General features: G+C 68.0%; 22 protein-coding genes and 1 tRNA gene. 12 read left to right on the plus strand and 11 right to left on the minus strand.

Annotated features, from left to right (window positions below; genetic code table 11):
* The first annotated feature begins 139 nt into the window (after positions 1-139).
* From QZX62_RS11305 to QZX62_RS11315, 3 genes are all read left to right on the plus strand, one after another.
* Positions 140-1,168 (plus strand): hypothetical protein, encoded by a 1,029-nt coding sequence (locus tag QZX62_RS11305; RefSeq protein WP_294174530.1) that lies wholly within the window; start codon positions 140-142, stop codon positions 1,166-1,168.
* 39 nt (positions 1,169-1,207) lie between these two features.
* Positions 1,208-1,453, plus strand: coding sequence for a hypothetical protein (locus tag QZX62_RS11310; RefSeq protein WP_294174532.1), 246 nt, complete (start codon positions 1,208-1,210; stop codon positions 1,451-1,453).
* A gap of 118 nt (positions 1,454-1,571) precedes the next feature.
* On the plus strand, positions 1,572-1,847 hold the full coding sequence (locus QZX62_RS11315; protein WP_294174533.1) for a hypothetical protein: 276 nt from the start codon (positions 1,572-1,574) through the stop codon (positions 1,845-1,847).
* On the opposite strand, the gene lepA is transcribed toward QZX62_RS11315, so the two are convergent.
* Positions 1,813-3,636, minus strand: coding sequence for a translation elongation factor 4 (gene lepA, locus QZX62_RS11320; protein ID WP_294174534.1), 1,824 nt, complete (start codon positions 3,634-3,636; stop codon positions 1,813-1,815). The genes QZX62_RS11315 and lepA overlap by 35 nt on opposite strands.
* A gap of 146 nt (positions 3,637-3,782) precedes the next feature.
* Between lepA and QZX62_RS11325 the strand changes: the two genes are divergently transcribed.
* A complete protein-coding gene (locus QZX62_RS11325; RefSeq protein WP_294174536.1) occupies positions 3,783-6,623 on the plus strand; it encodes a pitrilysin family protein in 2,841 nt (946 codons plus the stop codon).
* A 149-nt stretch (positions 6,624-6,772) separates the two neighbouring features.
* Here QZX62_RS11325 and QZX62_RS11330 read toward each other — a convergent pair whose 3' ends face one another.
* Together QZX62_RS11330 and purE are read right to left on the minus strand one after the other, a co-directional pair.
* Entirely contained in the window at positions 6,773-7,831 is a 1,059-nt protein-coding gene (locus QZX62_RS11330) for a 5-(carboxyamino)imidazole ribonucleotide synthase (RefSeq protein ID WP_294174538.1), read from the minus strand.
* Entirely contained in the window at positions 7,828-8,310 is a 483-nt protein-coding gene (purE, locus tag QZX62_RS11335) for a 5-(carboxyamino)imidazole ribonucleotide mutase (protein ID WP_294174540.1), read from the minus strand. The genes QZX62_RS11330 and purE overlap by 4 nt, the downstream gene beginning before the upstream one ends.
* 131 nt (positions 8,311-8,441) lie before the next feature.
* On the opposite strand from purE, the gene QZX62_RS11340 reads away from it, so the two are divergent.
* The gene (locus QZX62_RS11340) at positions 8,442-9,008 is read left to right on the plus strand and encodes a GGDEF domain-containing protein (RefSeq protein ID WP_294174541.1); all 567 of its coding nucleotides are present in this window, start codon (positions 8,442-8,444) and stop codon (positions 9,006-9,008) included.
* Positions 9,009-9,030: 22 nt separating this feature from the next.
* Here QZX62_RS11340 and gpmA read toward each other — a convergent pair whose 3' ends face one another.
* Both gpmA and QZX62_RS11350 read right to left on the minus strand, forming a co-directional pair.
* A complete protein-coding gene (gene gpmA / locus QZX62_RS11345) occupies positions 9,031-9,720 on the minus strand; it encodes a 2,3-diphosphoglycerate-dependent phosphoglycerate mutase (protein ID WP_294174543.1) in 690 nt (229 codons plus the stop codon).
* A 4-nt stretch (positions 9,721-9,724) separates the two neighbouring features.
* Positions 9,725-10,852 carry a M14-type cytosolic carboxypeptidase gene (locus QZX62_RS11350; RefSeq protein WP_294174544.1) on the minus strand — a complete coding sequence of 376 codons (1,128 nt, stop codon included), beginning with the start codon at positions 10,850-10,852 and terminating at the stop codon, positions 9,725-9,727.
* 118 nt (positions 10,853-10,970) lie between these two features.
* Between QZX62_RS11350 and galE the strand changes: the two genes are divergently transcribed.
* Together galE and QZX62_RS11360 are read left to right on the plus strand one after the other, a co-directional pair.
* Positions 10,971-11,978 (plus strand): UDP-glucose 4-epimerase GalE, encoded by a 1,008-nt coding sequence (galE, locus tag QZX62_RS11355; RefSeq protein ID WP_294174546.1) that lies wholly within the window; start codon positions 10,971-10,973, stop codon positions 11,976-11,978.
* Complete coding sequence (locus tag QZX62_RS11360) at positions 11,975-13,594, plus strand: M28 family peptidase (RefSeq protein ID WP_294174548.1); 1,620 nt, start codon at positions 11,975-11,977, stop codon at positions 13,592-13,594. The genes galE and QZX62_RS11360 overlap by 4 nt, the downstream gene beginning before the upstream one ends.
* A gap of 23 nt (positions 13,595-13,617) precedes the next feature.
* Here QZX62_RS11360 and QZX62_RS11365 read toward each other — a convergent pair whose 3' ends face one another.
* Genes QZX62_RS11365 through QZX62_RS11380 form a run of 4 tightly spaced genes read right to left on the minus strand, consistent with a single transcriptional unit; the run spans position 13,618 to position 17,563 of the window.
* Entirely contained in the window at positions 13,618-14,403 is a 786-nt protein-coding gene (locus QZX62_RS11365) for a class II aldolase/adducin family protein (protein WP_294174579.1), read from the minus strand.
* Positions 14,404-14,429: 26 nt separating this feature from the next.
* Positions 14,430-15,080 (minus strand): maleylacetoacetate isomerase, encoded by a 651-nt coding sequence (gene maiA, locus QZX62_RS11370; protein ID WP_294174549.1) that lies wholly within the window; start codon positions 15,078-15,080, stop codon positions 14,430-14,432.
* A 9-nt stretch (positions 15,081-15,089) separates the two neighbouring features.
* Positions 15,090-15,473, minus strand: coding sequence for a thioesterase family protein (locus QZX62_RS11375; RefSeq protein WP_294174580.1), 384 nt, complete (start codon positions 15,471-15,473; stop codon positions 15,090-15,092).
* A gap of 14 nt (positions 15,474-15,487) precedes the next feature.
* Positions 15,488-17,563 carry a S9 family peptidase gene (locus QZX62_RS11380; protein WP_294174550.1) on the minus strand — a complete coding sequence of 692 codons (2,076 nt, stop codon included), beginning with the start codon at positions 17,561-17,563 and terminating at the stop codon, positions 15,488-15,490.
* A gap of 183 nt (positions 17,564-17,746) precedes the next feature.
* Between QZX62_RS11380 and QZX62_RS11385 the strand changes: the two genes are divergently transcribed.
* From QZX62_RS11385 to pepN, 5 genes are all read left to right on the plus strand, one after another.
* Positions 17,747-19,540: an aminopeptidase P family protein gene (locus QZX62_RS11385; RefSeq protein WP_294174552.1), complete on the plus strand. Its 1,794-nt coding sequence runs from the start codon at positions 17,747-17,749 to the stop codon at positions 19,538-19,540.
* 161 nt (positions 19,541-19,701) lie between these two features.
* A tRNA-Thr gene (locus QZX62_RS11390) sits at positions 19,702-19,776 on the plus strand.
* 82 nt (positions 19,777-19,858) lie between these two features.
* Entirely contained in the window at positions 19,859-20,860 is a 1,002-nt protein-coding gene (locus QZX62_RS11395) for a low specificity L-threonine aldolase (protein WP_294174554.1), read from the plus strand.
* On the plus strand, positions 20,857-21,786 hold the full coding sequence (locus QZX62_RS11400) for an EamA family transporter (RefSeq protein WP_294174556.1): 930 nt from the start codon (positions 20,857-20,859) through the stop codon (positions 21,784-21,786). The genes QZX62_RS11395 and QZX62_RS11400 overlap by 4 nt, the downstream gene beginning before the upstream one ends.
* Positions 21,787-21,796: 10 nt before the next feature.
* Positions 21,797-24,385, plus strand: a complete 2,589-nt coding sequence (gene pepN, locus QZX62_RS11405) for an aminopeptidase N (protein WP_294174557.1) — start codon at positions 21,797-21,799, stop codon at positions 24,383-24,385.
* A gap of 1 nt (position 24,386) precedes the next feature.
* Here pepN and QZX62_RS11410 read toward each other — a convergent pair whose 3' ends face one another.
* Entirely contained in the window at positions 24,387-24,968 is a 582-nt protein-coding gene (locus QZX62_RS11410; protein ID WP_294174558.1) for an ABC-type transport auxiliary lipoprotein family protein, read from the minus strand.
* Positions 24,968-25,921 (minus strand): MlaD family protein, encoded by a 954-nt coding sequence (locus QZX62_RS11415; protein ID WP_294174559.1) that lies wholly within the window; start codon positions 25,919-25,921, stop codon positions 24,968-24,970. The genes QZX62_RS11410 and QZX62_RS11415 overlap by 1 nt, the downstream gene beginning before the upstream one ends.
* Between the last annotated feature and the right edge of the window lie 11 nt (positions 25,922-25,932).

A 25,932-nucleotide genomic window follows, 5' to 3' on the forward strand; every position in this document is an offset into this window, starting at 1 on the left:
CCGACCATCGCCGCCTCCCTCCCGCTTAAGCGCCCGCTTGTCAACGGCCCCGCGCCGCACTCGCCGCACGCCGCATCCCTAGGGGCTGTCCTACAACGAACCAACCAGGTTACAACCGGCCGGCAAAGGAGCACCCACCATGCTCGCCGCCGCCGCCGCCAACCACGCCGACCCGCTGATCAAAGTCACCTGCGACCGCTGCCGCGCCAACGGCGAGGCCGGCACGGACGAGTTCGCGGACTTGGCTGAGCTGCTCCGCTTCGCCCCCGTGCCGCGCAAGGCCAAGCGGTTCGACGGCTGGACCCCTGAGCGGCAGCAGGCGTTCATCGTCGCCCTGGCCGGCTGCGGCTCCGTCCGCCGCGCCTGCCACGCCATCGGCATGGCCCAGTTCGGCGCGGAGCAGCTGCGCAAGGCCGACGGCTCCGACGACTTCAACCTCGCGTGGGAGCGCGCGCTCGACATCGCCGAGGAAGACCGCGCCGCGCGCCTGGCGCAGGGCCTGGCCGACGCCCGTCCCCGCGGCCGCCCGCCGGCCCAGCGCGGCAACTTCACCCGCCCCGCGCCCGCCGAGCCCGAGCTTCCTGAGCCCGACGCCGACCCGCGCGCCGAATGGTTCGACCGCATCCTCGACAACTATGTCCGCAAGCTCTGCGCCGAGCGGCAGGCGCGCCTTGAAGGCCGGATCGCCGCCGCCGACTTCGCGCTCCGCCAGATCACGGTCATCGAGCTGTGCCTGGAGCTCGGCACCGTCGACCTCCTCGGCTTTCTCCGCGAAACCCGGCTCGGCCACCGCCTTACCGACATCGCCGACACCCCCGCCACCCGCCTGCTGGACGGGATCCGCCGCGAGCACTGGCGCCTCGCCGGCGAGCCGCCCCGCCCCGAGCCCACGCCCGGCCAGCTGCTCGGAGACCACGGCACCCACCGCACCTACCGCAGCGAAGGCGTCAGCGGCGGCCCGGACGTGGACCTCAACAAGGAGCGGGCGAAGTGGGCGGAGCAGCATCGGTGGGATGCGGAGGCTCACATACAATGGGAAGCTCACGCCCGCCGCGAGTATGAAGCCCGAGCGCCGCGGCCAAGGCGAACGACGGCGCAGCCGACGCTTCGACTTGACCAAGAGCCGCGCAGGGCCGGCCAGCCTGCCGGCGGAGCCGGACAGGACTGACGTCACGGAAGCGAAGCTGAACGAAGGACAATTCACTTCGTGACGGCCCTTCTTCCCTTCCCCTCACCACCCCAACCCGAAAGCCCCAATCATGCCAACCCACCGGAGCCCACCGCCCCCAACACCCGCAGCTTCACCCTGAACAGCGGGGAAGCCCACGACCTCCTCTGCCGCCGCGAGCGCAGCATGCTCCCCCGCCTGCCGCGGCCCGAGCGCACCCCCGTCATCCGCGACCTCAGCACCCCGCCGAGCAAGGACGGGCAGGGCAGGCCGGAGCTCGGCTGAGCGCCGCGGCTAAGACGAACGACGGCGCAGCCGACGCTTCGGCTTAGCCAAGAGCCGCGGAGCGGCCGGCCGGGCTGCGGCGCTAGCCGACAGCTTCGACGTCAGGGGATTCACTCCCGTGACGGCTCCTCTCGCCCAACAATCCCCAGCTATCGCGCGCGACGCCTTGCGAGCGTTCCTCGTTTGTTCCTACCACGCGCAAGTGCGAATCACCCGGGAAGAGCTGATCTGGAAAGCCCTGCTCGCCATTGACGAGCTTTACCAGCGCGCCCTGCGCGGCGAGCAGATTCCCAAGTCGCTGCTGCTGCGCTTCTCGCTCGCATTCACCCTTGCTTCTTCCCTGGCGCAGAAAGAAGCGCCTAGCCCTCGTCGCCCATCCGCAGCGCAGCAATGAACGCCTCCTGCGGGATGCTCACGCTCCCATACTCCCGCATCTTGGCCTTGCCCTTTTTCTGCTTCTCCAGCAGCTTGCGCTTGCGCGTCGCGTCGCCGCCGTAGCACTTGGCGGTGACGTCCTTGCGCATGGCGCTGATGGTTTCGCGGGCGATGACCTTGCCGCCGATCGCGGCTTGGATCGGGATCTTGAACAGGTGGCGGGGGATCAGCTCCTTCAGCCGCTCGACCATCCCGCGGCCGCGGGCCTCGGCGGTGGCGCGGTGGACGATCATGCTCAGCGCGTCGACCGGCTCCTCGTTGACCAGGATGCTCATCTTGACCAGGTCGCCCTCGCGGGTGCCGATCTGGTGGTAGTCGAAGCTGGCATAGCCCTTCGACATGCTCTTCAGCCGGTCGTAGAAGTCGAATACCACTTCGTTCAAGGGCAGCTCATAGGTCAGCTGCGCCCGCCCGCCGACATAGGTCAGGTTCTTCTGAATGCCGCGGCGGTCCTGGCACAGCTTCAGGATGGGGCCGAGATATTCGTCGGGGGCATAGATGGTCGCCTCGATCCACGGCTCCTCGATGCTCTCAATCCGGTTGGGGTCGGGCATGTCGGCCGGGTTGTGCAGCTCGATCGTCTGCGCCGGCTCGTTCTTGCTGTGGCTCAGGACCATCTTGTAGACGACGCTCGGCGCGGTGGTGATGAGGTCGAGGTCGTATTCGCGGGTCAGCCGCTCCTGGATGATCTCCAGGTGGAGGAGGCCGAGGAAGCCGCACCGGAAGCCGAAGCCCAGCGCCGCGCTGGTCTCCATCTCGAAGCTGAAGGAGGCGTCGTTGAGGCGCAGCTTGTAGAGGCTGTCGCGGAGCTTCTCGAACTCGGCGGCGTCGGTCGGGAACAGGCCGCAGAAGACCACCGGCTGCACTTCCTTGAAGCCGGGCAGGGCTTCCGCGGCGGGGCGGCGGGCGTCGGTCACCGTGTCGCCGACGCGGGCCTCGCTGATCTCCTTGATCTGGGCGGTGATGAAGCCGATCTCGCCGGGGCCGAGTTCGGCCAGTTGCTCGATTTTGGGGCGGAAGCAGCCGACGCGGTCGATCAGGTGAGTGGTGCCCGCGGCCATGAACTTGACCTGCGCGCCGCGGCGGATCACCCCGTCCATCACCCGGACCAGGATCACGACGCCGAGGTAGGGGTCGTACCAGCTGTCGACCAGCATCGCCTTGAGCGGCGCTTCCGGGTCGCCCTTCGGCGGCGGGATCTTGTCGACGATCGCTTGCAGCACCTCGTCGATGCCGATGCCGGTCTTGGCGGACGCCAGCACCGCTTCGGAGGCGTCGAGGCCGATCACTTCCTCGATCTCGTGGCGGACGCGCTCGGGCTCGGCGGCGGGGAGGTCGACCTTGTTGATGACGGGCACGATCTCATGGTCGTGCTCGATCGACTGGTAGACGTTGGCCAGCGTCTGCGCTTCCACCCCCTGCGCCGCATCCACGACCAAGAGCGCCCCCTCGCACGCGGCCAGACTGCGGCTGACCTCGTAGGCGAAGTCGACATGGCCGGGCGTGTCCATTAGGTTGAGGGTGTAGGTGTTTCCGTCAGCGGCTGGCCATTCGAGCCGCACGGTCTGCGCCTTGATGGTGATCCCGCGCTCCTGCTCGATCTCCATATTGTCCAGCATCTGCCCCCGAACCATCTCCCGCTCGGTCAGCCCGCCGGTGCGCTGGATCAGGCGGTCGGCCAGCGTCGACTTGCCGTGGTCGATGTGCGCGATGATCGAGAAATTGCGGATGGTGGATAGAGGGGTCATCGCGCGGGCCGCTAGCAGGTCGCGTGCGCCCTGTCAGCCGCGTGCCGCCCGTCGATCTTTGCGGCGCGTTGGTCGAATCAGGTTGCGCCGTCCGCACAAGGACTTAGCAAGCAGGAGCGAACTGCCTGCTGGAGCATCGACTCTCTATGACCAAGCTGAACCGCCTTGCCTTCCTTCTCGCCGGTGCTTCGGCGCTCGCCGCTTGCGCCACCACCGCGCCCCGCACGGTTGCGGAAGCGTCTGCACCGGCCGCGTCTGCCGCCCCTGCGGAGCCCGCGTCCGTCAGCACGCTGGTCAGTCAGGTCGCCATTCCCAATCAGGTGTTCCAGCTCGAGAACGGCTTGACTGTGGTCGTCCACGAGGACCGCAAGGCGCCGGTGGTGGCGGTCAGCACTTGGTACAATGTCGGCTCCAAGGACGAGCCCCGCGGCAAGACCGGCTTCGCCCACCTGTTCGAGCATCTGATGTTCAACGGCTCGGAGAACCTGCCGGGCGACTTCTTCGAATATCTGCAGCAGATCGGCGCAACCGACTACAACGGCACGACGTGGTTCGACCGCACCAACTATTTCCAGACGGTGCCGCGCGGCGCGCTGGAGCGAGCGCTGTTTATGGAAAGCGACCGCATGGGCTACCTCCTGGGCGCGGTCACCCAGGAGAAGCTGGATAACCAGATCGGCGTTGTCCAGAACGAGAAGCGGCAGGGCGACAATCAGCCGGGTGGGCTGGTCGAGTATGAGGTGCTCGCCAACCTCTTTCCCGAAGGCCACCCCTATCATCACAGCACCATCGGCTCGATGGCCGACCTCAGCGCCGCCAGCCTGGCCGACGTGAAGAGCTGGTTCCTCGACAATTATGGCCCCAACAACTCGGTGCTGGTGCTGGCTGGCGATATCAACGCTGCCGAGGCCCGGCCGCTGGTCGAGAAGTATTTCGGCGCGATCAAGCGCGGTCCGGTGAACACGCCCGCGGCGGCGGACGTGCCGACGCTGGCCGCGCCCAAGTCGATCGTGATGAAGGATCGCGTCGCCGCGACGCAACTCCAGCGCTACTGGGCGGTACCTGGCCTGCTGTCCGATCAGCTTGCGACGCTGGACCTGGGCGGCGCCATCCTTGGCGGGCTGGCCAGCTCACGGCTCGACAACATCTTGGTGCGCGACGAGAAGCTGGCGGTGGCGGTCAGCGCCGGGCTGCAGCCGTTCCATCGCGTCGGCCAGTTCGAGATCAACGTGACGGTCAAGCCCGGCGTGGACCCGGCGGTGGTCGACCGGCGCCTTGACCAGATCATGGCCGAGTTCCTGGCCAGCGGCCCGACGGAAGATGAGGTCCGCCGCGCCGCCACCCGCGACGTGGCCGGGCGAATCCGCGGGCTGGAGCAGGTCGGCGGCTTCGGGGGCAAGGCGGTCGCGCTGGCCGAAGGCCAGGTCTACGCCGGCGACAGCGACTTCTACCAGCGCACGCTACAGCAATATGCGGCCGCAACGCCGCAGCAGATTCAGGCAACCATGCAGCAGTGGTTGAGCCGCCCGTCGTTCAACGTGCGGCTGGAACCGGGCGATCGCCCGCCCTACGTCGAGGCTGCGGCGCGCCGTCAGGCCAAGCGGAAGGCGGATATCGCGACGCCCAAGACGGTCCGGCCGATCCCGACCCTGGCGCAAACCCCCCCGCTCGACTTCCCGGCGGTGCAGCACGTCAAGCTGTCGAACGGCATGGAGGTGCACTACGCGCAGCGCTCGGCCGTGGCGGTGACGCAGATGGCGCTGGCGTTCGACGCGGGCTTCTCCGCCGATGCGCCGAATGCGAGGGGGCTGCAGAACCTCACGCTCTCGCTGCTCGACGAGGGCGCGGACGGCAAGACCTCGCAGCAGATCGCCGAGGAGCAGGAGCGGCTCGGCGCCGAGCTCAACACCAGCGGCACCGCGGACCGCAGCCTGGTGACCCTGTCGGCGCTGTCCGCCAACATTGGTCCCTCGCTCGACCTGCTCGCCGACGTGGTGCAGCGGCCGACCTTCGCGCCGGCCGAACTCGACCGGGTGCGCACCCAGACGTTGACCGCCATCTCGCAGGCGCAGAAGGAGCCCAACTCCATCGCTTCGCGAGCGCTGCCGGCGCTGCTCTACGGTGCCAACCACCCTTATGCGACGACCGGCCTCGGCCAGGCGGCGACGGTGCAGGCCGCCACGCGCGACCAGCTGGTTGGTTTCCAGCAGCAATGGCTGCGGCCGGACAATGGCGAGGTCTTTGTCGTATCCAACCTGCCGCTGGCCGAGCTGATGCCCGAACTGGAGGCACGCTTCGGCACTTGGCAGGCCCCAACCGCGGCCAAGGGAGCGAAGAGCTTCACCGCTCCGCCCGCCCGTCCGACCAGTCCGCGGATCGTGCTGATCGACCGGCCCGGCTCGCCGCAGTCGGTCATCCTGGGCGGCCAGGTCACGCCGATCGATCCCATGAGCGACATCGTTCCGGTCAGCGGCGGTTCGGAGGTGCTTGGCGGCAACTTCCTGTCGCGGATCAACATGGACCTGCGCGAGACCAAGGGCTGGTCCTACGGCGTGCGCGGCAGCATCGGGCTCAACGTCCATGCCGTGCCTTACCTTATCAACGCGCCCGTGCAGTCGGACCGCACCGGCGAGTCGATCCAAGCACTCAACGCCCAGATCAACGATATCCTGGGCACCAAGGGCGTTACTCAGGACGAGCTTACCCGGCTGATCTCGAACAATGTCGATGCTCTGCCCGGCCGCTTCGAAACCAGCGCGGCGGTGCTGCAGGCAATGATCAGCAACGACCTCTACAAGCGGCCGGACGACTATTATGAGCAGCTGGCCGGCAAGTACCGCGGACTATCCCGTACCGGGCTCGACCAGGCCTTGCGCGGTGCGGTCGATCCGCGCGGGTTCGTGTGGGTGGTAGTCGGCGACGCGGGCAAGGTGCGACCTCAGCTGGACCGGCTCGGCCTGCCGATCGAGGTCGCTCAGCCGCAGTAAGCTTCATCCCGGACTTGGTCCGAGACCCGCCCGCACTGCTGGCGGACGTCACTGGAGTTAATCTCGTGACGTCGGTCCTGTCGGCTGCGCCGCAGGCCGGCCGACACGCGCGTTCTGCGCGCGTAAGCTCCCGTTTGCTTTGCAAACCCTTACGTTCTGACGCGCGTGACATGCCCCATCTTGCGTCCGGGCCTCGGCGCACCCTTGCCGTAGAGGTGCAGGGATGCGCCTGGTTCCGAGACGAGCTCCGGCCAGCGCAGCACATCGTCGCCGATCAGATTGTCCATCGTCACGGCCCGGCTGCGCAGCGCCGTCGAACCCAGCGGCAGGTTGCAGATGGCGCGGATGTGTTGTTCGAACTGGGAGGTGGCGGCGCCTTCGATGGTCCAATGGCCGCTGTTGTGCACGCGCGGCGCGATTTCGTTGACCAGCGGACCTTCGGGGCAGGCGAAGAACTCCACCGTCAGCACGCCGATATGCCCAAGCGCCTCCGCGATCCCCGCTGCCATGGCCCGCGCGGACGGACCATGCTCAAGCACCGCGGAGCTTGCGGGCACCGATGAACGCCGCAGGATGCCGTCCTCGTGCCGGTTCTCCGGCAAGTCGAAGAAGGCGATATTCCCATGCTTGCCACGCGCCACTACCACCGAGAACTCAGCCTGAAAGGCGACCCCCGTCTCCGCCACCGCAGGCTGTTCGCCGATCGCTCCCCACGCAGACGCGGCCTCTGCGGGCTCGCGGACCCATGCCTGGCCCTTGCCGTCGTACCCGTAGCGGCGGGTCTTCAGGACCAGGGGGCAGCCGAGTTCAGCGACTGCAGCCTGCACGTCCTGGAGCGAGTCGGCCCGGCGCCATGGCGCCACGCGAGCGCCGGTCCGCTCGATGAAGCTCTTCTCCTCGGCGCGATCCTGGGCGACCTCCAATGACCGTGTGCCCGGCCGGAGCTTGTCGCCCAGGTGGGTCAGCGGCGCTGCCGGCAGGTTCTCGAACTCGTAGGTGACGACGTCGACCGAGTCGCCGAACCGGCGCAGCTCGTCCACGTTGCTGAAGTCGCCGCGCGTGAACTCGGCCGCGATGTCCGCCGCCACCGGGCGCTCATGCGGATCGTAGATGTGGCAGCGGTAGCCGAGCTGCGCCGCCGCCACGCTCAGCATCCGGCCGAGCTGGCCACCGCCGACGATGCCGATCGTTGCGCCGGGCTCGATCACTCGGGTTCCTCGGCGATCCCGTCGGTCTGCTCCTGCCGCCAGCGCTCGAGGCGTTCGGCAAGCGTGGGATCGGCCAGAGCCAGGATGGCTGCGGCCAGCAGGGCAGCGTTCACCGCGCCGGCCCGGCCGATGGCCAGCGTTCCCACGGGCACTCCGGCCGGCATCTGGACAATCGAGAGGAGGCTATCGACGCCGTTCAGAACCTTGCTTTCAACCGGCACGCCGAGGACCGGCAGGCTCGTCATCGCCGCCGCCATGCCCGGCAGGTGGGCGGCGCCGCCCGCGCCCGCAATGATGATCCTTAATCCACGTTGTTTCGCTTGCCCGGCGTAGCGGTACAGTCGATCGGGAGTGCGATGTGCCGACACGATCCGCGTCTCGTAAGCGATCTGCAGCCCCTCCAGCGTCTCCGCAGCGTGGCGCATGGTATCCCAGTCAGACGCGCTCCCCATGATGATGCCTACCGCCGCGCTTGTCATTCCCGTGTTCCGCCCTCGCTTCACCGGCCGAGCGGGAGCTTTAGGAAGGCGGCGGCAGAGGTGCAATCGCGAGCGATTCCACAAGTGGAGGAACCCGCGCTATAGTGGCGCGTATCGTTGGGAGCTCGGCCATGACAGACCCCTCTGATGCCCCCGCCCTGGTTCAGGAGATCGGACGCTTGCGCGCCGAGGTCGCTCGGCTTGAGCAGCGAATCGAGCAGCTCGACCTGTTGGCTCATTACGACAGCCTGGTGCCGTTGCCGAACCGGCGCGGGTTCCTGCGCGAGCTGGAGAAGCGAATTGACCGCGCAAACCGCTACGGCGACCAAAGTGCGGTGCTGTTCGTGGACGTGGACGGCCTCAAGGTCCTGAACGACAGCTTCGGCCATCATGCCGGCGATGCCGCGCTGCTGCATGTCGCCAATCTGCTCGCTGCCGGCACCCGGCAGAGCGATTGTGTTGCCCGCTTCGGCGGCGACGAGTTCGCCATCCTCTTGGAGCATGCCGACGGCGCAGAGGCTGCGGAGACCGCTACCCGGCTGGTGGACCGGATCGCCAGCACGGACTTCGAGCATGATGGTCACGCAATTCCCTTGTCCGCGGCGATCGGGATTGCCTTGATCGAGCGTGGCGACCGGTGCGAAGCCGTGATCAACCGCGCCGACCGCGCGATGTACGAGGAAAAGGCGGCGGCTTAGCAGCGGGCCTGCCGCCCACTGGCTAGCGCTCGCTCAGATAGTAGCGGTCGACCCGCCTCAGCTGCTCGTCCAATTCGTACACGATCGGCTGACCGGTCGGGATTTCCAGACCGACGATGTCCTGATCGCTGATGCCGGACAGCTGCTTCTCGAGTGCGCGGAGCGAATTGCCATGCGCAGCGACAATCACCCGCTTGCCGGCCTTCAGCGCCGGCGCGATCTCCGCCTCGAAGTAGGGTAGAGCGCGGGCAATGGTGTCCTTCAGGCTCTCCGTCTGCGGAACCGCGACCTCGGCGTAGCGTCGGTCGTGCTGCAGGCTCGCGTACGGACTGTCCTCCTCCAGCGGCGGTGGCGGGATGTCAAAGCTTCGCCGCCAGATCTTGACCTGTTCCTCGCCGACCTTGGCCACCGTTTCCGCCTTGTTGAGGCCGGTCAGCCCGCCATAGTGCCGCTCGTTGAGGCGCCAATCCTTGGTCACCGGCAGCCACAGCCGGTCCATCTGCTCCAGCACCAGATTGAGGGTCTTGATCGCCCGCTGCTGCACCGAGGTGAAGCAGCAGTCGAAGTCGAAGCCCTTGTCGCGAAGCAGCTCGCCCGCGGCGGCGGCCTCCGTCTTGCCTGCCTCCGTCAGGTCGACGTCCCACCATCCGGTAAAGCGGTTCTCCAGGTTCCATTGCGATTGCCCGTGACGAAGCAGGACGAGGATGGGCATCGGGTCAGGCCTTCAGTTCGAACAGGACGGCATGAAGCGCGTCCAGGCAGGACTCACCGAGATACTTCGACCGTTCCGCGCTCCACCCGCGCAGCGGATCAGGCAGATCGAAGTTGTCCTTGAACGGCATCTCAAGCGTCATCGATAGGCAGCCGTAGCGCTCAGCCAATTGGGTGGTCGACATGCTCATGTTCGCCTGGCCGGGCGCCGGGATCGCATAGCCCTGGGCGGTCTGGAAGTCGGGCGACAGCCGCTCCAGCGTGTCGCTGTACAGCTTGAACAAGCGGGTCTGCCGCTCGGTCAGCGAGGGAATGCCCTCGAACCCGGCCAGGAAGTTGGCGGGGATGGCCTCGTCGCCGTGGATGTCCATCGCGAAGTCGGGCGGCTGGCGATCCATGGCGTCGCGAACGCATAGAACTTCGGGGCTCTTCTCGGCCGAAGGCGCGTGCCATTCTCGGTTGAGGTTGGTGCCGATCGCGTTGGTGCGCAGGTGGCCGCGCTCCGACCCGTCAGGGTTCATGTTAGGAACGATGTGAAAGGTGACTTCGCGGCGGAGCACCCGGGCGACCGGATCGTCCGGGTCCGCTAGCTTCTCCAGCGCGCCTTCCATCCACCATTCGGTCATGCTCTCGCCCGGATGCTGGCGGCCGTAGAGCCAGGCCGTGAGCGGGCCGTCGCCGATCGTCAGGCAATCGATGTCGTGGCCGTCCAAGCTCTTGCCGAGGCTCCGATATCCCACGCCGGGGAGGCTCGCGATGGTCGCAACCAGGTCGTGGTGCCGCTCCATCGAATAAGGGGCGAAGTAGGCCAGCCAGACGAGATCGCTCTCAGGCTTGAAGCGGATGGTGAGGACGCCGTCCGCGTAGCCGGTGCCGTCCACCAGCAGCCAGTCCTCGCGGTCGTAGGACATCCGCGCCTTGTAGTCGGGCCAGCCATGCGGATAGGCGCTGCCGCCGCAATTGAGGATGCGCAGCACCAGATCCTGGTCGCGGGCGCCGGCAATCTTGAAGTGGAACCATTGGTAGAAGTCGGCCCCGCGGTCCACCACGATCTCCAGGTCGACCCGAACGCCGTTCTGGCTGACGACCCGGATATTGCCGGAGTCGAACGCACTCGAAATGGTTATCGCCATGGGCCCCATTGCTGCTGTTGGTAAGCAAGAGCGCGGCTCTTAGGCGCGACCGCTTGCGTCGTGAAGGCCGAAACGTCTAGCGGGTCTGCAGGGGCGGCCTTGAGGAGCAAACGCGCGCATGACAACGATCCGTCCCACCGTAATGGTCACCGGCGGCGCCGGCTATATCGGCAGCCACGCGGTGCTCGCGCTGCGGGACGGCGGCTGGGACGTCGTGGTGGCGGACGATCTGTCCAACGGCCGCCGCGAGACCGTGCCGGAGGGTGTGCCCTTTCTCCACGCCGACATCGCCGATCGCGCGGCCGTGGAGCCGTTCCTGCGTGAGCACCAGGTGCGGGCCGTGATGCACTTCGCCGGCTCGATCGTGGTGCCGGAGAGCGTCGAGAACCCGCTCAGATACTACGGCAACAACACGGTCGCGACGCACAGCCTGATCGCTTCGGCCGTGGCGAGCGGGGTCAAGCACATCTTGTTCTCCTCGACCGCCGCCACCTACGGTGCGCCCGAGCGGGTACCGATCGAGGAAACCGATCCCACCCGCCCGATCAACCCCTACGGCTCGTCCAAGCTGATGACGGAGACCATGCTGGTGGACTGCGCCGCGGCCCACGGCTTCAACTATGGGGCGCTCAGATACTTCAATGTCGCGGGCGCCGACCCGCAAGGACGCTCGGGCCAGGTCGGCCGCGGCTCGACCCACCTGCTCAAGGTTGCCTGTGAGGCGGCTGTCGGCAAGCGGGCCCATGTGGACGTATTCGGGACCGACTATGCAACACCCGACGGCACCTGCATCCGCGATTACATCCATGTGTCCGACCTCGCCGACGCCCATGTGGCGGCGCTCGAGCAGCTGATCGCCGAGCCGGAAGCGAGCTTCACCCTCAACTGCGGTTATGGCCGCGGCTTTTCCGTGCTGGAGATGCTGGACGCGCTCGACCGGGTGAACGGCACGCCCGTGCCGCGGCGGATGGGGCCGAGGCGCGCGGGCGATCCGCCGCAGCTGGTCGCTTCCAACCGCCGCCTGGTCGAACGGCTCGGCTGGAGCCCGCGCCACGACGCTATCGAGCACATCATCGGCACTGCCCTCGCATGGGAGCGCCGGCTGCCCGAAACAGGAGCTTCATGACCCTTCGCTCATGGGCGCTCGCGCCGCTCGCCGCCGTTCTGGTCGGGGCCGCGCCTGCGCCCGACGCCGAACTCGCCGCTTCGGCCGATCGCGTCCGGGCCCATGTCGAGTTCCTGGCCAACGACCTGCTGGAAGGCCGCGGCCTCGGCACCCGCGGGCATGAGCTTGCCGCGCTTTACGTCGCCAGTCAGTTCCGCAGCCTGGGTCTGCGCCCGGGCGGCGAGCGCGGCGGCTGGTACCAGCGCGTGCCATTCCGCCGCGCCGCGCACGAGGGCGTTCCAACGGTCACGCTGACGGCCGGGGGACGGACCGACAAGCTGCGTTGGGCCAGCGACGTTGCCGTGCGGCCAAGCCTGACCGAGCGGCAGCGCGACATGCGATCGGCGCTGGTGTTCGCCGGTTACGGCATTGCCGATCGGGCACTCGGCACCGACGATTTCCGCGGGCTGAACCTGCGCGGCAAGACCGCGGTGGTGTTCGCCGGGACCCCGGCCGGCCTCAACAGCGAGGTTGCCGCCCACCTCGGCTCGCAAAAGGCGCGCATGGCGGCGGCGGCGGGAGCGATCGGGTTGATCGAGATCCCGGTCCAGCCGAACGGCCAGACCCGCCTCGGCCAGTTCGCGGGAAGTCCTGCCGTCGACTGGGTTGCCGGGGGCACGGCGGGCAGCACTCCGTCCGGACTGCGCTTCCGCATGGCGCTGTCCGAACAGGCGGCCGCGCGTCTCTTCACCGGTGCCCGCGCTAGCCTGGCTCAGGTCCGGGCGCAGGCAGCGCCCCGCGGCGCCCGGCCGACCGGCTTTCCACTCACCGCCAGCCTCACGGTGCGCGCCAACTCGCAGTGGGAGGACTTCACCAGCCCGGCGGTGCTCGGCCTCATCCCGGGCAGCGACCCGCGGCTCGCGTCCGAATATGTGCTGCTGACCGGGCACCTCGACCACCTCGGCATCAAGAAGGACGCCAAGCCGGGCGAGGACAGGATCTACAACGGCGCGCTCGACAACGCGGCCGGCATCGCCACCATGGTCGAGGCCGCGCGGGCGTTCACCTCGGCGGGCACCCGGCCGCGCCGTTCCGTCCTGTTCATCGCGCATACCGGCGAGGAGCTGGGCCTGCTCGGCGCCGACTATTGGGCGGCAAACCCGACGGTGCCGATCGGGCAGGTGGCAGCGGCGGTGAACCTCGACATGCCCGTGCCGCTCTACCCGTTCAGCGACGTGGTGGCGTTCGGCGCCGATCATAGCACGGTCGCCCGCACGGTCGCCGCTGCGGGCCGGACGATGAACGTCGCGGTATCGCCCGATCCGATGCCCGAGCAGTCGATCTTCGTCCGCTCCGACCATTACCCGCTCGCCCGCCGCGGTGTGCCTGCGATCCTGCTGTTCACCGGCTACGGCAGTGGCGGCAAGCCAATCTGGGACAAATTCTTCGACGAGCGTTACCATAGCGTCCGAGACGACCTTAGCCAGCCGATCCTGTGGGACGCGGCGGCGCGCTATGCTCAGCTCAACTACCGCATAGCCCGCCGCCTGGCCGACGACCCGCAGCGCCCACGCTGGTACGCAGGGAGCTACTTCGGCGAGGCCTTCGCGCCGGGCCAGCCGAAGGCGACGCGGTAGCCGGACCGTTCCCGGCGAACCCGCTAAGTGGCGAATTCCGGATCCAACCGGTACGCCTTCCGCAGCAGCGCCGGCCAGGCGAGCAGCTTGGCCGCGACCTTGAGCCCGGCGGCGCCTTGCTGTGCCGCGACTTCGGGCGTGCCCTGGGGCGGGTGGTTGCACTGGTCGGCAGCGGATAGAGCGTAGACCTGGGCCTGGCAGGCGCGCTCCAAGAAGTAGATGCGGATGAACGCCTCGCCGACCGTTTCGCCCACGCTCAGCGTGCCGTGGTTGCGGAGCAGCATGGCGTTGCGGCTGCCGAGGTCGGCGACGATGCGCTCGCGTTCTTCCAGGTCGGTTGCGACGCCCTCGTAGTCGTGGAAGGCGAGGTCGCCGCCGATCAGCATGGCGGTCTGGGTCAGCGGCAGCAGCCCCTCCTCGTGCGCCGCGACCGCCTGGCCGAACGGCGTGTGGAGGTGAATCACCGCCTGCGCATCCTCGCGCGCCATGTGGATTGCGGAGTGGATGGTGAAGCCCGCGGGGTTGGTGATGAAGGGCGTGGGGTCGACCGGGCTGCCGTGGAGGTCGACCTTGACCAGGCTCGATGCGGTCACCTCCTCGAACATCAGATTGTAGGGGTTGAGGAGGAAGTGGTGCTCAGGGCCGGGAATGCGGACGCTGAGGTGGGTGAAGATGAGGTCGTCCCAGCCGTAATGTGCGACCAGCCGGTAGGCCGCGGCCAGGTCGATGCGGAGCTTCCACTCCTCGTCGCTGACCTTGCCAGCTAAGCTCGGGATCTCGACCGACTGAAGCGCTTGGGTCCGCTCCATCCCGGCGGTAGTGCTGTCGACGCGGTTCATGGCGCTGTCTCCTCGGGAGCGTGGCGGTCGGGGTGCGCATCCTGAAACGCTTGAAGGCGGCACGCGTTCGCATCGGCGCGGGTGAGAGTCGGGTAGGGCTCCAGCGGTACCTGAAAGCGGCGTGCATTGTAGAGCTGCGGCGCCAGGCAGATGTCGGCCATGCTGAGCTGGTTTCCGTAGAGGAAGCTGCCCGCTTGCGGCGCGGCAAGCTGCTCGAGCGCGTCGAGACCCTCCGCCACCCAGTGTCGGTACCAGGCGTGGACCGCGTCCTGCTCCTGCCCGAGCGTGCCTTTCAGATACTTGAGCACACGTAGGTTGTTGAGCGGGTGGATGTCGCACGCGACCGTCAGCGCGAGAGCAAGGACGTGGGCTCGGCCCGCCGGATCCTTGGGACCGAACGGCGGGTCGGGATCACGCGCGTCCAGATAGTCGAAGATGGCGAGGCTCTGCGCCAGCTTAAGGCCGTCGATCTCGAGCAACGGCACGAAACCCTGCGGATTGAGCGCGCGGTAGGCTTCGGAGCGCTGCGCGCCGTCAACTAAGCTGACCGGGTGGGGTTCGTAAGCGACACCCTTGAGGTTCAGCGCGATGCGAACGCGGTAGGAGGCGGAAGAGCGGAAATAGTCGTGAAGGACAGGATGAACCATGTCGGAGCTCTACTCCGGCCGGAGAAACGGCGCCACGATCTCCGGCCGAATGCGCTGCGGGCGGCCGGTTGCCTTGTCGAGCATCGCCCAGCCGGTGCGCGCGCGGACGCACAGCTTTCCATCGGGATCGGTGAACTCCATGAAACGGTCGAACCGCGCGCCGCGCGGCGCCTCGTCGACCCAGGTGCGGGCAGTGATCGTTTGTCTTTCGAGCGCCGGCCGGAGATAGTCGATCTCATGCCGAACCACGAGCCAGATGTACGCGTCGCGATACTCGGGCGGCGCCGCATCGTACCAGTGCGCGGTGGCGACCTGCTGGATCCACTGCACCCATACGGCATTGTTGACGTGCCCGAGCTCGTCGATGTGCTCGGGCAAAGCCAACAATCCCATGCGGAACTCGGGCGTCACTCCCTGGCGGCACCCAGTTGCGTCAGCACAAAGGCATAGGCCTCGGCCGTTTCCCGTAGCGAGTCCCAGCGGCCCGACTTGCCGCCGTGGCCCGCGCCCATGTTGATCTTGAGCAGTAGCGGGTTGCTGTCGGTCTTGGTGGCACGGAGCTTGGCCGCCCATTTGGCCGGCTCCCAATAGGTCACCCGCGGGTCGTTGAGGCCGCCGGTGATCAGCAGCGGCGGGTAGTTCTGCGGCCTGACCTGGTCGTAGGGCGAGTAGCTGCGGATCAGCTCGAACGCCGCCTTGTCGGTGATCGGATTGCCCCATTCGGGCCACTCGCCCGGGGTGAGCGGCAGGCTGTCGTCGAGCATGGTGTTGAGCACGTCGACGAAGGGCACGTCCGCAACCACCGCGCCGAACAGCTCGGGATTGCTGTTGACCACCGCGCCCATCAGCTCGCCGCCGGCCGAGCCGCCCTGCGCGCCGATCTTGCCGGGTGAGGTATAGCCGGCGGCCACCAAGCCCTTGGCCGCATCCACGAAATCGTTGAAGGTGTTGGTCCGTTTGGTCAGCTTGCCGTCCAGAAACCACTGGTAGCCGAGATCGTCGCCGCCGCGGATGTGGGCAATGGCGAAGGCCACCCCGCGATCGACCAGGCTCAGCCGCGTCGTCGAGAAACCGGGCGGGATGGCGTAGCCGTAGGCGCCGTAGCCGTACAGGAACAACGGCTGGCTGCCGTCCTTGCGGAACCCCTTCTTGGTGACAACCGAGACCGGCACCCGCTTGCCGTCGCGGGTCGGCAGCATCAGTCGCTCGGTGACGTACTGCGTCGGGTCGTAGCCGGACGGGATCTCCTGCACCTTGAGCGGCTTCAGCTGGTCGGCCTTCGGGTCGTAGTCGTACACGGTGGCCGGCGTGACCATCGAGCTATAGCTGAGGCGATAGGCGGCGGGGGCGAACTCGGGATTGCTGCCGAAGCCGGCTGAGTAGCTGGCCTCCTTGAACGGGATGCGCTCCTGTGCGCCGCTCGCATAATCCCTGAGGATCAGCTGATCGAGGCCGTCGACGCGCGTCGTCAGCACCAGGTGGTCGCGGAAGCTGGTGACCCCCCGCAGGTAGGTGCGGTCCGAGCCGGGGATCACCTCGGTCCACTCCGCTGGGCGGCTCGGGTGGGCCGAGGCGACGCGGAAGTTGACGTGATTGTCGTTGGTCAGGATCCACAGCTTCCCGTGCGCCGCATCGACATCATACTGGCGGTCCTTCTTGCGCGGGCTGATCAAGGTCAGCGGCTCCGTCGGGTCGCCCGCCGAGACGAAGCGCACCTCGCTGGTGGTGTTGTCGCCGCTTGAAATGAAGATCAGGCTGCGATCCTGGCTTCCAGATACGCCGACGGAGAAGCCCTTGTCCCGCTTCTCCTGGTAGAGTGTGCGAGCCTGCGCAGCGGGCGCGCCGACGCGGTGGTAGCGGGCGCGGTAGCTGCGCCAGTTCTTGTTGACCTCGGTGAAGACCAGGCCGCGGCTGTCATTGGTCCAGACGGGCTGGCCGATGCCGACTTCGGTGACGGTCTCCAGGTCCTTGCCGCTGGCGAGGTCGCGCACCCTGAGCTTGAAGCGTTCGGAGCCGTTGTCGTCGACCAGCACCGCCGCGAGCTTGCCGTCCGGGCTGGTCGCCATGCCGCCAAGCCGAAAATACTCCTTGCCCTCGGCCTCCTTCACCTCGTCGAAGATCAGCTGGTCGGGGCCGCCCGCAACTGGCTTGCGGTACCATTGCCGGTATTGGGCGCCGGGTTTGAACGCCCACCAATAAAGGTAGTCGCCGTCCTTGACCGGAACGGAGGAGTCGTCCTCCTTCTGCCGGCCCTTCATCTCCTGAAACAGCGTCTCGACCAGCTGCTCGTGCGGCTTCTTCCAAGCCTCGAAGTAGGCATTCTCAGCCTTGAGGTAGGCGAGCACGTCAGGGTCGTCGATCTTGGGATAGGACTGGTCCTTGAGCCAGTGATACGGGTCCTCGATGCGAATGCCGTGGCGATCGTAGCTGTAGGGGCGCTGCTCGGCCTTGGGCGGCGCGGGAAGTTCGGCGGCTCGGTTCATTGGCGCTTTCTGGGCTGTGGCTGGAACGGCCGCGAGCAAGGCTGCGGCGGCGATCGGTAGAATTCGCAGACGAAGGCTCATTGTCCACCCCGCTCGCCCGACCTTGTCGAAGGGCTGATTTCCTCCTTACAGCGCTAGGATAAGTGCCGGGCTTCGACAAGCTCAGCCTGACGGAGTTGCCTCATGTCTTCCCATGCCGACCGCCTTGCCGCTCTCCGCGAGCAACTCAAGGCCGACCGACTCGACGGCTTCGTCGTACCGCTGACCGACGAGCATATGAGCGAATATGTCGGCAGCTACGCGCAGCGGCTGGCCTGGCTGACCGGGTTCGAGGGGTCGGCGGGATCGGCGGTGGTGCTGCCGGAGGAAGCGGCGATCTTCACCGATGGGCGATACACGTTGCAGGTGCGGCAACAGGTCAACGGCGACCAGTGGAGCTTCCAGTCGGTACCGGAGACCAGCATCGCGGGATGGCTGAAGGACCATGTGCCGGAGGGCGCGCGCATCGGCTACGACCCGTGGCTGCACCGGCGCGACTGGGTGCGGCAAGCGACCGAGGCGCTTGCGGCGCGCGGCGCAGAGCTGGTGCCGGTGCGCGACAATCCGATCGACCGGGTATGGCGGGATCGGCCGGAGGCGTCGAAGGCGGCGCTGGCCGTGCATCCCGAGCGGCTGGCGGGGCGGAGCAGCGCCGACAAGCGGCAGGCGATCGCCGACTGGCTGACCGAGCAGAAGGCCGACGCGGCGGCGCTGGCGGCGCTGGACTCGATCGCCTGGACCTTCAACGTGCGCGGCACGGACGTCAGCCATACACCCGTCGCGCTGGCCTATGCGCTGATGCATGCAGACGGGACGGCGGACCTGTTTGTGGCCGGCGAGAAGGTCACGCCCGGAGTCCGCCAGCACCTCGGCAACGGCGTTCGGCTGCGCGAGCGGGCGGAGTTCGAAGCGGCGCTGGGCGAGCTTGGCGGCAAGACGGTCGCGGTCGATCCGGAGCGCTCGGTAGCGGCGATCTCCGAGGCGCTGGAAGGGGCCGGCGCCCAGGTCATTGCGGTCCGCGATCCCACCGTCCTTCCGCGCGCAATCAAGAATGAAGCGGAGCTCGCCGGGCACCGCGCCGCGCAGTTGCGCGACGGGGCCGTGATGACGCGTTTCCTGAAGTGGGTGGAGGAGGAGGCGCCTTCGGGCGAACTCGACGAGCTGGCCGCGTCGGACACCCTGGAGGCGCTGCGGCGGGAGAACCCGGAGCTCCGCGATCTCAGCTTCAACAGCATATCCGGGGCGGGGCCGAACGGCGCAATCGTTCACTATCATTCCAGCGAGAAGACCAACCGCAAGCTGGAGCCGGGCTCGCTCTTCCTGATCGATTCGGGCGGGCAATATGAGGACGGCACCACCGACATCACCCGCACCGTGCCGGTGGGCGCCCCGACTGAGGAGATGCGCGACCGGTTCACGCGGGTGCTGAAGGGGCATATCGCGCTCGCCACCGCCCTGTTTCCCAAGGGCACCCGGGGCGGGCAGCTCGACAGCTTTGCACGGCGGCCGCTGTGGGAGGCCGGACTCGACTACGCGCACGGCACCGGACACGGGGTCGGCAGCTTCCTCTCGGTGCACGAGGGCCCGCAGCGGATCGCGCCGGTCGGCAGCGCCTACGCCGGCGGCGACGAGCCGCTGCAGCCGGGCATGATCCTGTCCAACGAGCCCGGCTACTACAAGGCGGGCGAGTATGGCATCCGCATCGAGAACCTGGTGCTGGTCGTCGCGCGGGAGGTTGCGGGCGCGGACAAGGAGATGCTCGGCTTCGAGACGCTGACCTTCGCGCCGATCGAGCGGCGGCTGGTTGTGCGGGAGATGTTGTCTGCGGAGGAGCTGGCGTGGCTCAATACCTACCACGCGCAGGTGGTGGAAAAGGTCGGGCCTACTCTGGGGGGCGCGGAGCGGGCGTGGCTGGAGGAGGCGTGCGCTCCTGTTTAGCGCCGTCGATGTCCCGCGCCTGCGCCTTCCGCCGCCGCAGGTTCTCGCGCAGCTTGGCCGCGAGCCGTTCGGCCTTATCCTTGTCGCCCATCGCTTTCCCTTGACACTTTGGGAGCCCCGCGGCCATAGGCCCGCGTCCCCAGCATTCTTGGCCCGGACATGCTGCCGTAGCTCAGTGGTAGAGCGCATCCTTGGTAAGGCTGAGGTCGTGAGTTCAATCCTCACCGGCAGCACCATCTTCCGCGGTGAGCGTCATGCCGGGGGCATGACGCAGCGGAAGATCGCCAGCCGTCAGGCTGGCGGAGAGCTGAGGGTGTGATGCGCTTTTTCTCCGATAATGCCGCCGCCGCCCATCCGGCCGTGTTCGAGGCCATGGCCGCGGCCAACCGGCTCGACACCGCCTACGACGGCGACGCGCTGAGCCGGAAGCTCGACGAGGCCTTCGCCGACCTGTTCGAGACGGAGGTGGTGGCGCTGTGGGTCACCACCGGCACCGCCGCCAACTGCCTGGCGCTGGCGTCGATGGTGCCTGCTTATGGAGGCGTGCTGTGCCACCGCGAAGCGCACATCAACGTCGACGAGGCCGGCGCGCCAGAGTTCTTCACTGGCGGGGCCAAGCTGCTGCTGGTGGACGGACCCGGCGCCAAGCTGACGGTAGAGGCGGTGGCGGAAGCGCGCGGGCGCATCCGGGCGGATGTGCACCAAGTGCAGCCCTCCGCGTTGTCGATCACCAACGCTTCGGAATACGGGCTCGTCTATACGCCCGACGAGACGGCGGCACTGGGCGAGTGGGCCCACACGCACCGGCTCGGCTTTCACCTCGACGGCGCGCGCTTCGCCAATGCGGTGGTCTCCACCGGAGCCTCGCCCGCGGACCTGACGTGGCGGGCGGGCGTGGACGCGCTGAGCTTCGGCTTCGTTAAGAACGGCGGGCTGTCGGCCGAGGCTCTGATTCTGTTCAACGAGGAGCTGGCGGACAGCGCACGGCGGCGGCGCAAGCGGGCGGGCCATCTGCTGAGCAAGGGCCGCTACATGGCGGCGCAGCTGCTCGCCATGCTTGACGAGGAGATCTGGCTGACCAACGCGGGGCTCGCCAATGAGGCGGCCGAGCGGCTGGGGCAGGCGGCAGGCGAGCGGCTGGTCCACCCGGTCGAGGCCAATGAAGTGTTCCTGCGGCTGAGCGCGGACGAGGCCGCGGACCTGCGCCGGCAGGGCTACGACTTCTACGATTGGGGTGTGGACGAGGCTCGGCTGGTGACCAGTTGGGACCAGGACCTTGCCGCCGTGGACAAGCTCGCCGACGCGATCCGCGGCTTGTGAAAGGCGCAGACGGGCGGCCGGTCCACGGCGTCATCCTGCCGTTCGTCATCTTCACCCTGATCTGGGGTTCGACCTGGATCGTCATCCGCGACCAGCTGGGCACGGTGCCGCCGCAATGGTCGGTGACCTACCGCTTCGTCATCGCCGCCGCGGCGATGTTCGCCATCGCCGCCTGGAAGCGGGCGCCGCTGTTGCTTGAGCGGCGGCACTGGGGCCTGGTCGCGGTGGTCGGCGTCTTCCAGTTCTGCGTGAACTTCAACGCGGTCTATGTGGCGGAGCACTTCATCACCTCGGGCCTGGTGGCGACGGTGTTTGCGCTGCTACTGATCCCTAACAGCCTGCTCGCCTGGGCACTGCTTGGTCAGCGGCCGGGAGCGCGGTTCCTTCTCTGCTCGACCATCGCGATCGTCGGCATCGGCCTGCTGTTCCTGCAGGAGCTGCGGCGCGACCAGGCGAGCGATGCCGCGGTGCTGGCAGGCATCGGCTGGACCCTGCTCGGCATCATGGGCGCTTCGATTTCGAACGTGCTGCAGGCGACAGAGCGATTAAAGCAGATCGCCGTGCTGACCATGCTCGCCTGGGCGATGGTGGCCGGCGCGGTCGCCGACGGCGTGCTGGCGCTGGCCGTGGCGGGCCCGCCGACATTCGAATGGACATGGTCCTATTGGATCGGGCTCGTCTACCTGGCTGTGTTCGCCTCGGCCCTGTGCTTCAGCCTCTACTTCCCGGTGGTGCGCAAGATCGGCCCGGGCAAAGCGGCATACAGCAGCGCGCTGGTGCCGATCGTCGCCATGGCGCTGTCGACCTTGTTTGAAGGCTACCGCTGGACTTTGCTGTCCGCCGCCGGGGCAGCGCTGGCGATCGGCGGGATCGTGCTCGCCTTGTCCAGCCGCCGTCCCGTTGCCGCCCCGCCACCGGCTGACTAAGTCCGTGGGCATGCTTGATGTCCGCCCCGCCGCCGCCGTTCCAGCCGCCATCCGCCGCGAGAACTATCGTCCGCCCGACTGGCTGGTGCGCGCGGTCGAGCTTGAGTTCGAGCTGGATCCTGCGCGCACAGTGGTGCGGGCGCTGTTGACGGTCGAGCGCAATGGCGAGCACGATCGACCGCTACGGCTGGACGGCGAGGACCTCGAGCTGCTCGCCGTCAGGATCGACGGTCGGGAAGTCGCGCCGGAGATGGACGGCGGTCAGCTGGTCGTGCTTGTCGCGGGGAACACGGCAACGGTGGAGACCGAGGTCGCGATCGCGCCCGAGCAGAACAGCCAATTGATGGGCCTATATGCTTCGGGCGGGCTGCTGTGCACCCAGTGCGAGGCGGAGGGCTTTCGCCGGATCACCTTCTTTCCCGACCGGCCCGACGTGATGTCGCGCTACCGGGTGCGGATGAGCGCGGAGAAGGCGCGCTTTCCCGTGCTGCTGGCCAACGGCAATCCCATCGAGCAGGGCGCGCTCGAAGAGGGCCGCCACTATGCTGTGTGGGAAGACCCGTTCCCCAAGCCTTGCTACCTGTTCGCGCTGGTCGCGGGCGACCTCGCCTGCAACCGCGACAGCTTCACCACGATGAGCGGCCGTGAGGTCGAGCTCGGCATCTGGGTGCGCGAGGCCGATCTGCCCAAGACTGGCCACGCGATGCAGGCGCTCAAGAATGCGATGGCGTGGGACGAGCGCGAATACGGCCGCGAGTACGATCTCGACCGGTTCAACATCGTTGCCGTGTCCGACTTCAACTTCGGCGCAATGGAGAACAAGGGGCTCAACATCTTCAACTCGCGGTACATCCTGGCCGACACGGAGAGTGCAAGCGACGCTGACTTCGACGCGATCGCCACGGTGGTCGCGCACGAATATTTCCACAACTGGTCGGGCAACCGGGTCACCTGCCGCGACTGGTTCCAGCTGAGCCTCAAGGAAGGGCTGACCGTCTTTCGCGACCAGATGTTCTCGGCCGCGATGGGCTCCGAAGCGGTGGAACGGATCGACCAGGTGCGGACGCTGCGCGCGGCGCAGTTCCCGGAGGACGGCGGCCCGCTGGCGCACCCGATCCGGCCCGACAGCTACCTGGAGATCAGCAACTTCTACACCGCAACGGTGTACAACAAAGGCGCCGAGGTCATCCGCATGCTCCGGACCATCCTTGGCCCCGAGGCCTACCGGCGCGGCACCGACCTCTACTTTGAACGGCACGACGGGCAGGCGGTGACCTGCGAGGATTTCGTGCGGGCATTGGAGGAGGCGGGCGAGGTCGACCTCAGGCAGTTCCGCCGGTGGTACAGCCAAGCCGGCACGCCGACGGTGCGGGCGCGGTTGGAGCAGGCGGACGGACGGACGGTTCTGCACCTGGCGCAGAGCGTGCCGTCGACGCCGGGGCAGCCCGACAAGCAGCCCATGGTGATCCCGCTGCGCACGGCGTTGATCGGGCGCGACAGCGGGCAGGAGATCGCGCCCGAGCGGGTGATCCTGCTGACCGAGGCCGAGCAGCGCTTCGACATCGAGGGCGTGAGCGAGCCGGCACTCCTATCGATCAATCGCGGCTTCTCCGCCCCCGTGATCATGGCTGCCGAGCGTCGGCCGGGCGAGCTGGAGCGGCTGGCGGAAACCGATACGGACAGCTTCGCGCGGTACGAAGCGCTGCAGGAGCTGATGCTGCGCGAGCTGCTGATGGGGGTAGGCGGCGGCGAAGTGCAGGCCGAGCCAGTGATCGAGGCGGTGCGCTCGACCCTCCAATCGCACGCGCTCGACCTGGCGTTCAAGGCCGACGCGATCCTGCTGCCGACCGAAGCGCTGCTGGCGGAGCGGGTGGAGCTGGTCGACCCCGCGCGCATCCACGCGGTGCGCGATGGGCTGCGCGAAGCGATCGGGCGGGCGCTCAGCGGCGAACTGGAGACGGGTTATGCGGCAGCGTCCGCGGCCGATCCGGCGAGCCTGGACGGACGGGACAAGGGCCTGCGGCGGCTGCGCGCCGCGACGCTGGGCTATCTGGCGGCGGCGGACGCGGGGCAGGGGCGGACGCTTGCCAAGCGCCAGTTCGACGAGGCGCAGACCATGACGGAGCGGCAGTCGGCGCTGGCGGTCCTGGCGATGCTCGGCGGCCGCGAGGCGGAGGAGGCGCTTGGCTCCTTCTACGAGCGCTTCAGGGACGACCCGCTGGTCGTCGACAAATGGTTCGGCGTGCAGGCCGGCGCCTCACGCGAGGACACGCTGGAAGCGGTCGAGCGGCTGGCGGCGCATCCGGACTTCACCTTGGCCAATCCCAACCGCCTGCGGGCGGTCGCCGGCAGCTTCGCTGCGACGCCGTTCGCCTTCCACCGCCCGGACGGCCGCGGTTATGAGTGGTTGGCGGAGACCATCGTGGCGGCGGACAAGCTCAACCCCCAGACCGCCGCGCGCTTCGTGCCCCCGCTCGGGCGCTGGCGCAAGCTGGAGCCGGAGCGGGCGGCGAAGATGCGGGCGGCATTGGAGCGGATCCTGGCGGCCCCGGGCCTCAGCAAGGATGTGTTCGAGCAGGCGAGCAAGAGTTTGGGATAGGCTAGCCCCCGATCCAGCTCGCCGCTTGCAGCGCCACCGCGTTCGCGGCTTGGTTGAGCGCTGGGCCGACTGTAGGGGCGGTTCCGTCGGCGGGGGCGCTGGCCTGGAAGCGGCGGGTCTGGACGCGGCTGCCGCCGGCCGTGCTGAGCGCGGCGTCGTAGATCACGACCACCTGGCCGAGCTGGGCGTCGTAGCCGAAGCGGTCGAGCCGGCCCGTGACCCGCACGCCGGGGTCAAGCCCGGCCTGCCTCGGGTCGAGCACCACGCGGTTGGTGGTGCGCTTGACCGTTTCCGTCAGCAATTGCTGGAACATCCGGTTGGGGCGATCGACCCATTGCAGGTCCTGGACGTAGGTCACCTGCCCCGGTCCTTCCAGCGCCGGCACCCGGACCTGGTCGAGCTCCTCGGCCAGCAGCGGCAGCTCGATCGTCACCGCCGCGCCCGCCTCCGCCGAGCGCACGAGGTCGGCTGCCGGCGGCGCTTGCGCCGTCAGCGTCAGCAGAGTTGAGGGTGTTTTGCCACCGAAGCAGGCGGTGAGCGCCAGGCAAGCCGCGGCGGCGAACAATGGGCGGGCGGCGTGCATCAACGGGACCTTCCGGGCTTGTGATCGGGGAGCTTGGGCTGGCCCAGCACGCCGCTGACGCCGCCGCTCTCGACCCGCTGGCTGACATTCTCCAGGCTGCTGGTCAGGTCGCGCAGGTCGCGGACCAGCCGGTTGACCTCGGGCAGGGTCGACTTGGTGAGGCTCTGAACGCCCGGCCGAGCGTCGGCCACCAACGCGTCGATATTGGCGGTGGTCTGCTGGATGGAGGCGATGGAGCGGCGGAGGTCCTGCGCCGCGGGGCGGCCTTCCTGGTTGACCAGGTCGGTAGTGCTTTCCGCCAGCTGCGCGACATTGTTGGCGGCAACCGCGGCATTGCGCGCGGCGATCCGCGCGTCGCCGACGGCGTCCGCCAGGTCCGGCGCGCGCTGCGCCAGCGTGCGGGTGGTCGCGTCGACGTTCTCCAAGATGTCGGAAATGGCGTTCTGGTTGCGGTCGCTGAGCAACTCGGTCAGCCGCTCGGTCAGCCGCTGGATCCGGTCGAGCAGCTCGGGCGCCGAGTTGAGCAGCGCGCCCAGGCCACCCGACGACGACGGGATCACCGGGCAGCCCTGCGGACCGACCGCGGTGAGCGGCGCGGCGCCCTTGACCGCGCCGGTCAGCTGGATCTCCGACACGCCGGTAAAGCCGACACCCTGGATTTCGGCCGTAGTACCCTGCAGGATGGGGGTGTTTTCGTCGACCTCGATCCGCACCCAGACGAACTCGGGCCGGTTCGGAAGGAGCGAGATGCGGGTGATCTGGCCGACCGGAACGCCCGAGAAGCTGACGTTGGAGCCGCGGTTGAGCCCGCCGACGCCCTGGCTGAAATAGATGTCGAAGCACTTGCGCTGTTCGGTGTTGAGGCCGGTGATCCACACGGCGAACAGCAACAAACCGACCAGCAGGGCCAGCACGACGCTGCCCACCAGGACCTGGTTGGAACGGGTTTCCATGGGTTAGTCCG

It is taken from the genome of uncultured Sphingomonas sp., from assembly GCF_902806265.1.
GTDB lineage: Bacteria > Pseudomonadota > Alphaproteobacteria > Sphingomonadales > Sphingomonadaceae > Sphingomicrobium.

What these genes read in the sequence shown, in the direction of transcription:
- QZX62_RS11410 (WP_294174558.1), bottom strand. Translation starts at nt 24,968, where the DNA reads ATGCACGCCGCCCGCCCATTGTTCGCCGCCGCGGCTTGCCTGGCGCTC.
- QZX62_RS11325 (WP_294174536.1), top strand. Translation starts at nt 3,783, where the DNA reads ATGACCAAGCTGAACCGCCTTGCCTTCCTTCTCGCCGGTGCTTCGGCG.
- QZX62_RS11385 (WP_294174552.1), top strand. Translation starts at nt 17,747, where the DNA reads ATGTCTTCCCATGCCGACCGCCTTGCCGCTCTCCGCGAGCAACTCAAG.
- maiA (WP_294174549.1), bottom strand. Translation starts at nt 15,080, where the DNA reads ATGGTTCATCCTGTCCTTCACGACTATTTCCGCTCTTCCGCCTCCTAC.
- pepN (WP_294174557.1), top strand. Translation starts at nt 21,797, where the DNA reads ATGCTTGATGTCCGCCCCGCCGCCGCCGTTCCAGCCGCCATCCGCCGC.
- QZX62_RS11305 (WP_294174530.1), top strand. Translation starts at nt 140, where the DNA reads ATGCTCGCCGCCGCCGCCGCCAACCACGCCGACCCGCTGATCAAAGTC.
- QZX62_RS11365 (WP_294174579.1), bottom strand. Translation starts at nt 14,403, where the DNA reads ATGGAGCGGACCCAAGCGCTTCAGTCGGTCGAGATCCCGAGCTTAGCT.
- QZX62_RS11415 (WP_294174559.1), bottom strand. Translation starts at nt 25,921, where the DNA reads ATGGAAACCCGTTCCAACCAGGTCCTGGTGGGCAGCGTCGTGCTGGCC.
- QZX62_RS11350 (WP_294174544.1), bottom strand. Translation starts at nt 10,852, where the DNA reads ATGGCGATAACCATTTCGAGTGCGTTCGACTCCGGCAATATCCGGGTC.
- QZX62_RS11395 (WP_294174554.1), top strand. Translation starts at nt 19,859, where the DNA reads ATGCGCTTTTTCTCCGATAATGCCGCCGCCGCCCATCCGGCCGTGTTC.
- galE (WP_294174546.1), top strand. Translation starts at nt 10,971, where the DNA reads ATGACAACGATCCGTCCCACCGTAATGGTCACCGGCGGCGCCGGCTAT.
- gpmA (WP_294174543.1), bottom strand. Translation starts at nt 9,720, where the DNA reads ATGCCCATCCTCGTCCTGCTTCGTCACGGGCAATCGCAATGGAACCTG.
- QZX62_RS11340 (WP_294174541.1), top strand. Translation starts at nt 8,442, where the DNA reads ATGACAGACCCCTCTGATGCCCCCGCCCTGGTTCAGGAGATCGGACGC.
- lepA (WP_294174534.1), bottom strand. Translation starts at nt 3,636, where the DNA reads ATGACCCCTCTATCCACCATCCGCAATTTCTCGATCATCGCGCACATC.
- QZX62_RS11380 (WP_294174550.1), bottom strand. Translation starts at nt 17,563, where the DNA reads ATGAACCGAGCCGCCGAACTTCCCGCGCCGCCCAAGGCCGAGCAGCGC.
- QZX62_RS11375 (WP_294174580.1), bottom strand. Translation starts at nt 15,473, where the DNA reads ATGGGATTGTTGGCTTTGCCCGAGCACATCGACGAGCTCGGGCACGTC.
- purE (WP_294174540.1), bottom strand. Translation starts at nt 8,310, where the DNA reads ATGACAAGCGCGGCGGTAGGCATCATCATGGGGAGCGCGTCTGACTGG.
- QZX62_RS11360 (WP_294174548.1), top strand. Translation starts at nt 11,975, where the DNA reads ATGACCCTTCGCTCATGGGCGCTCGCGCCGCTCGCCGCCGTTCTGGTC.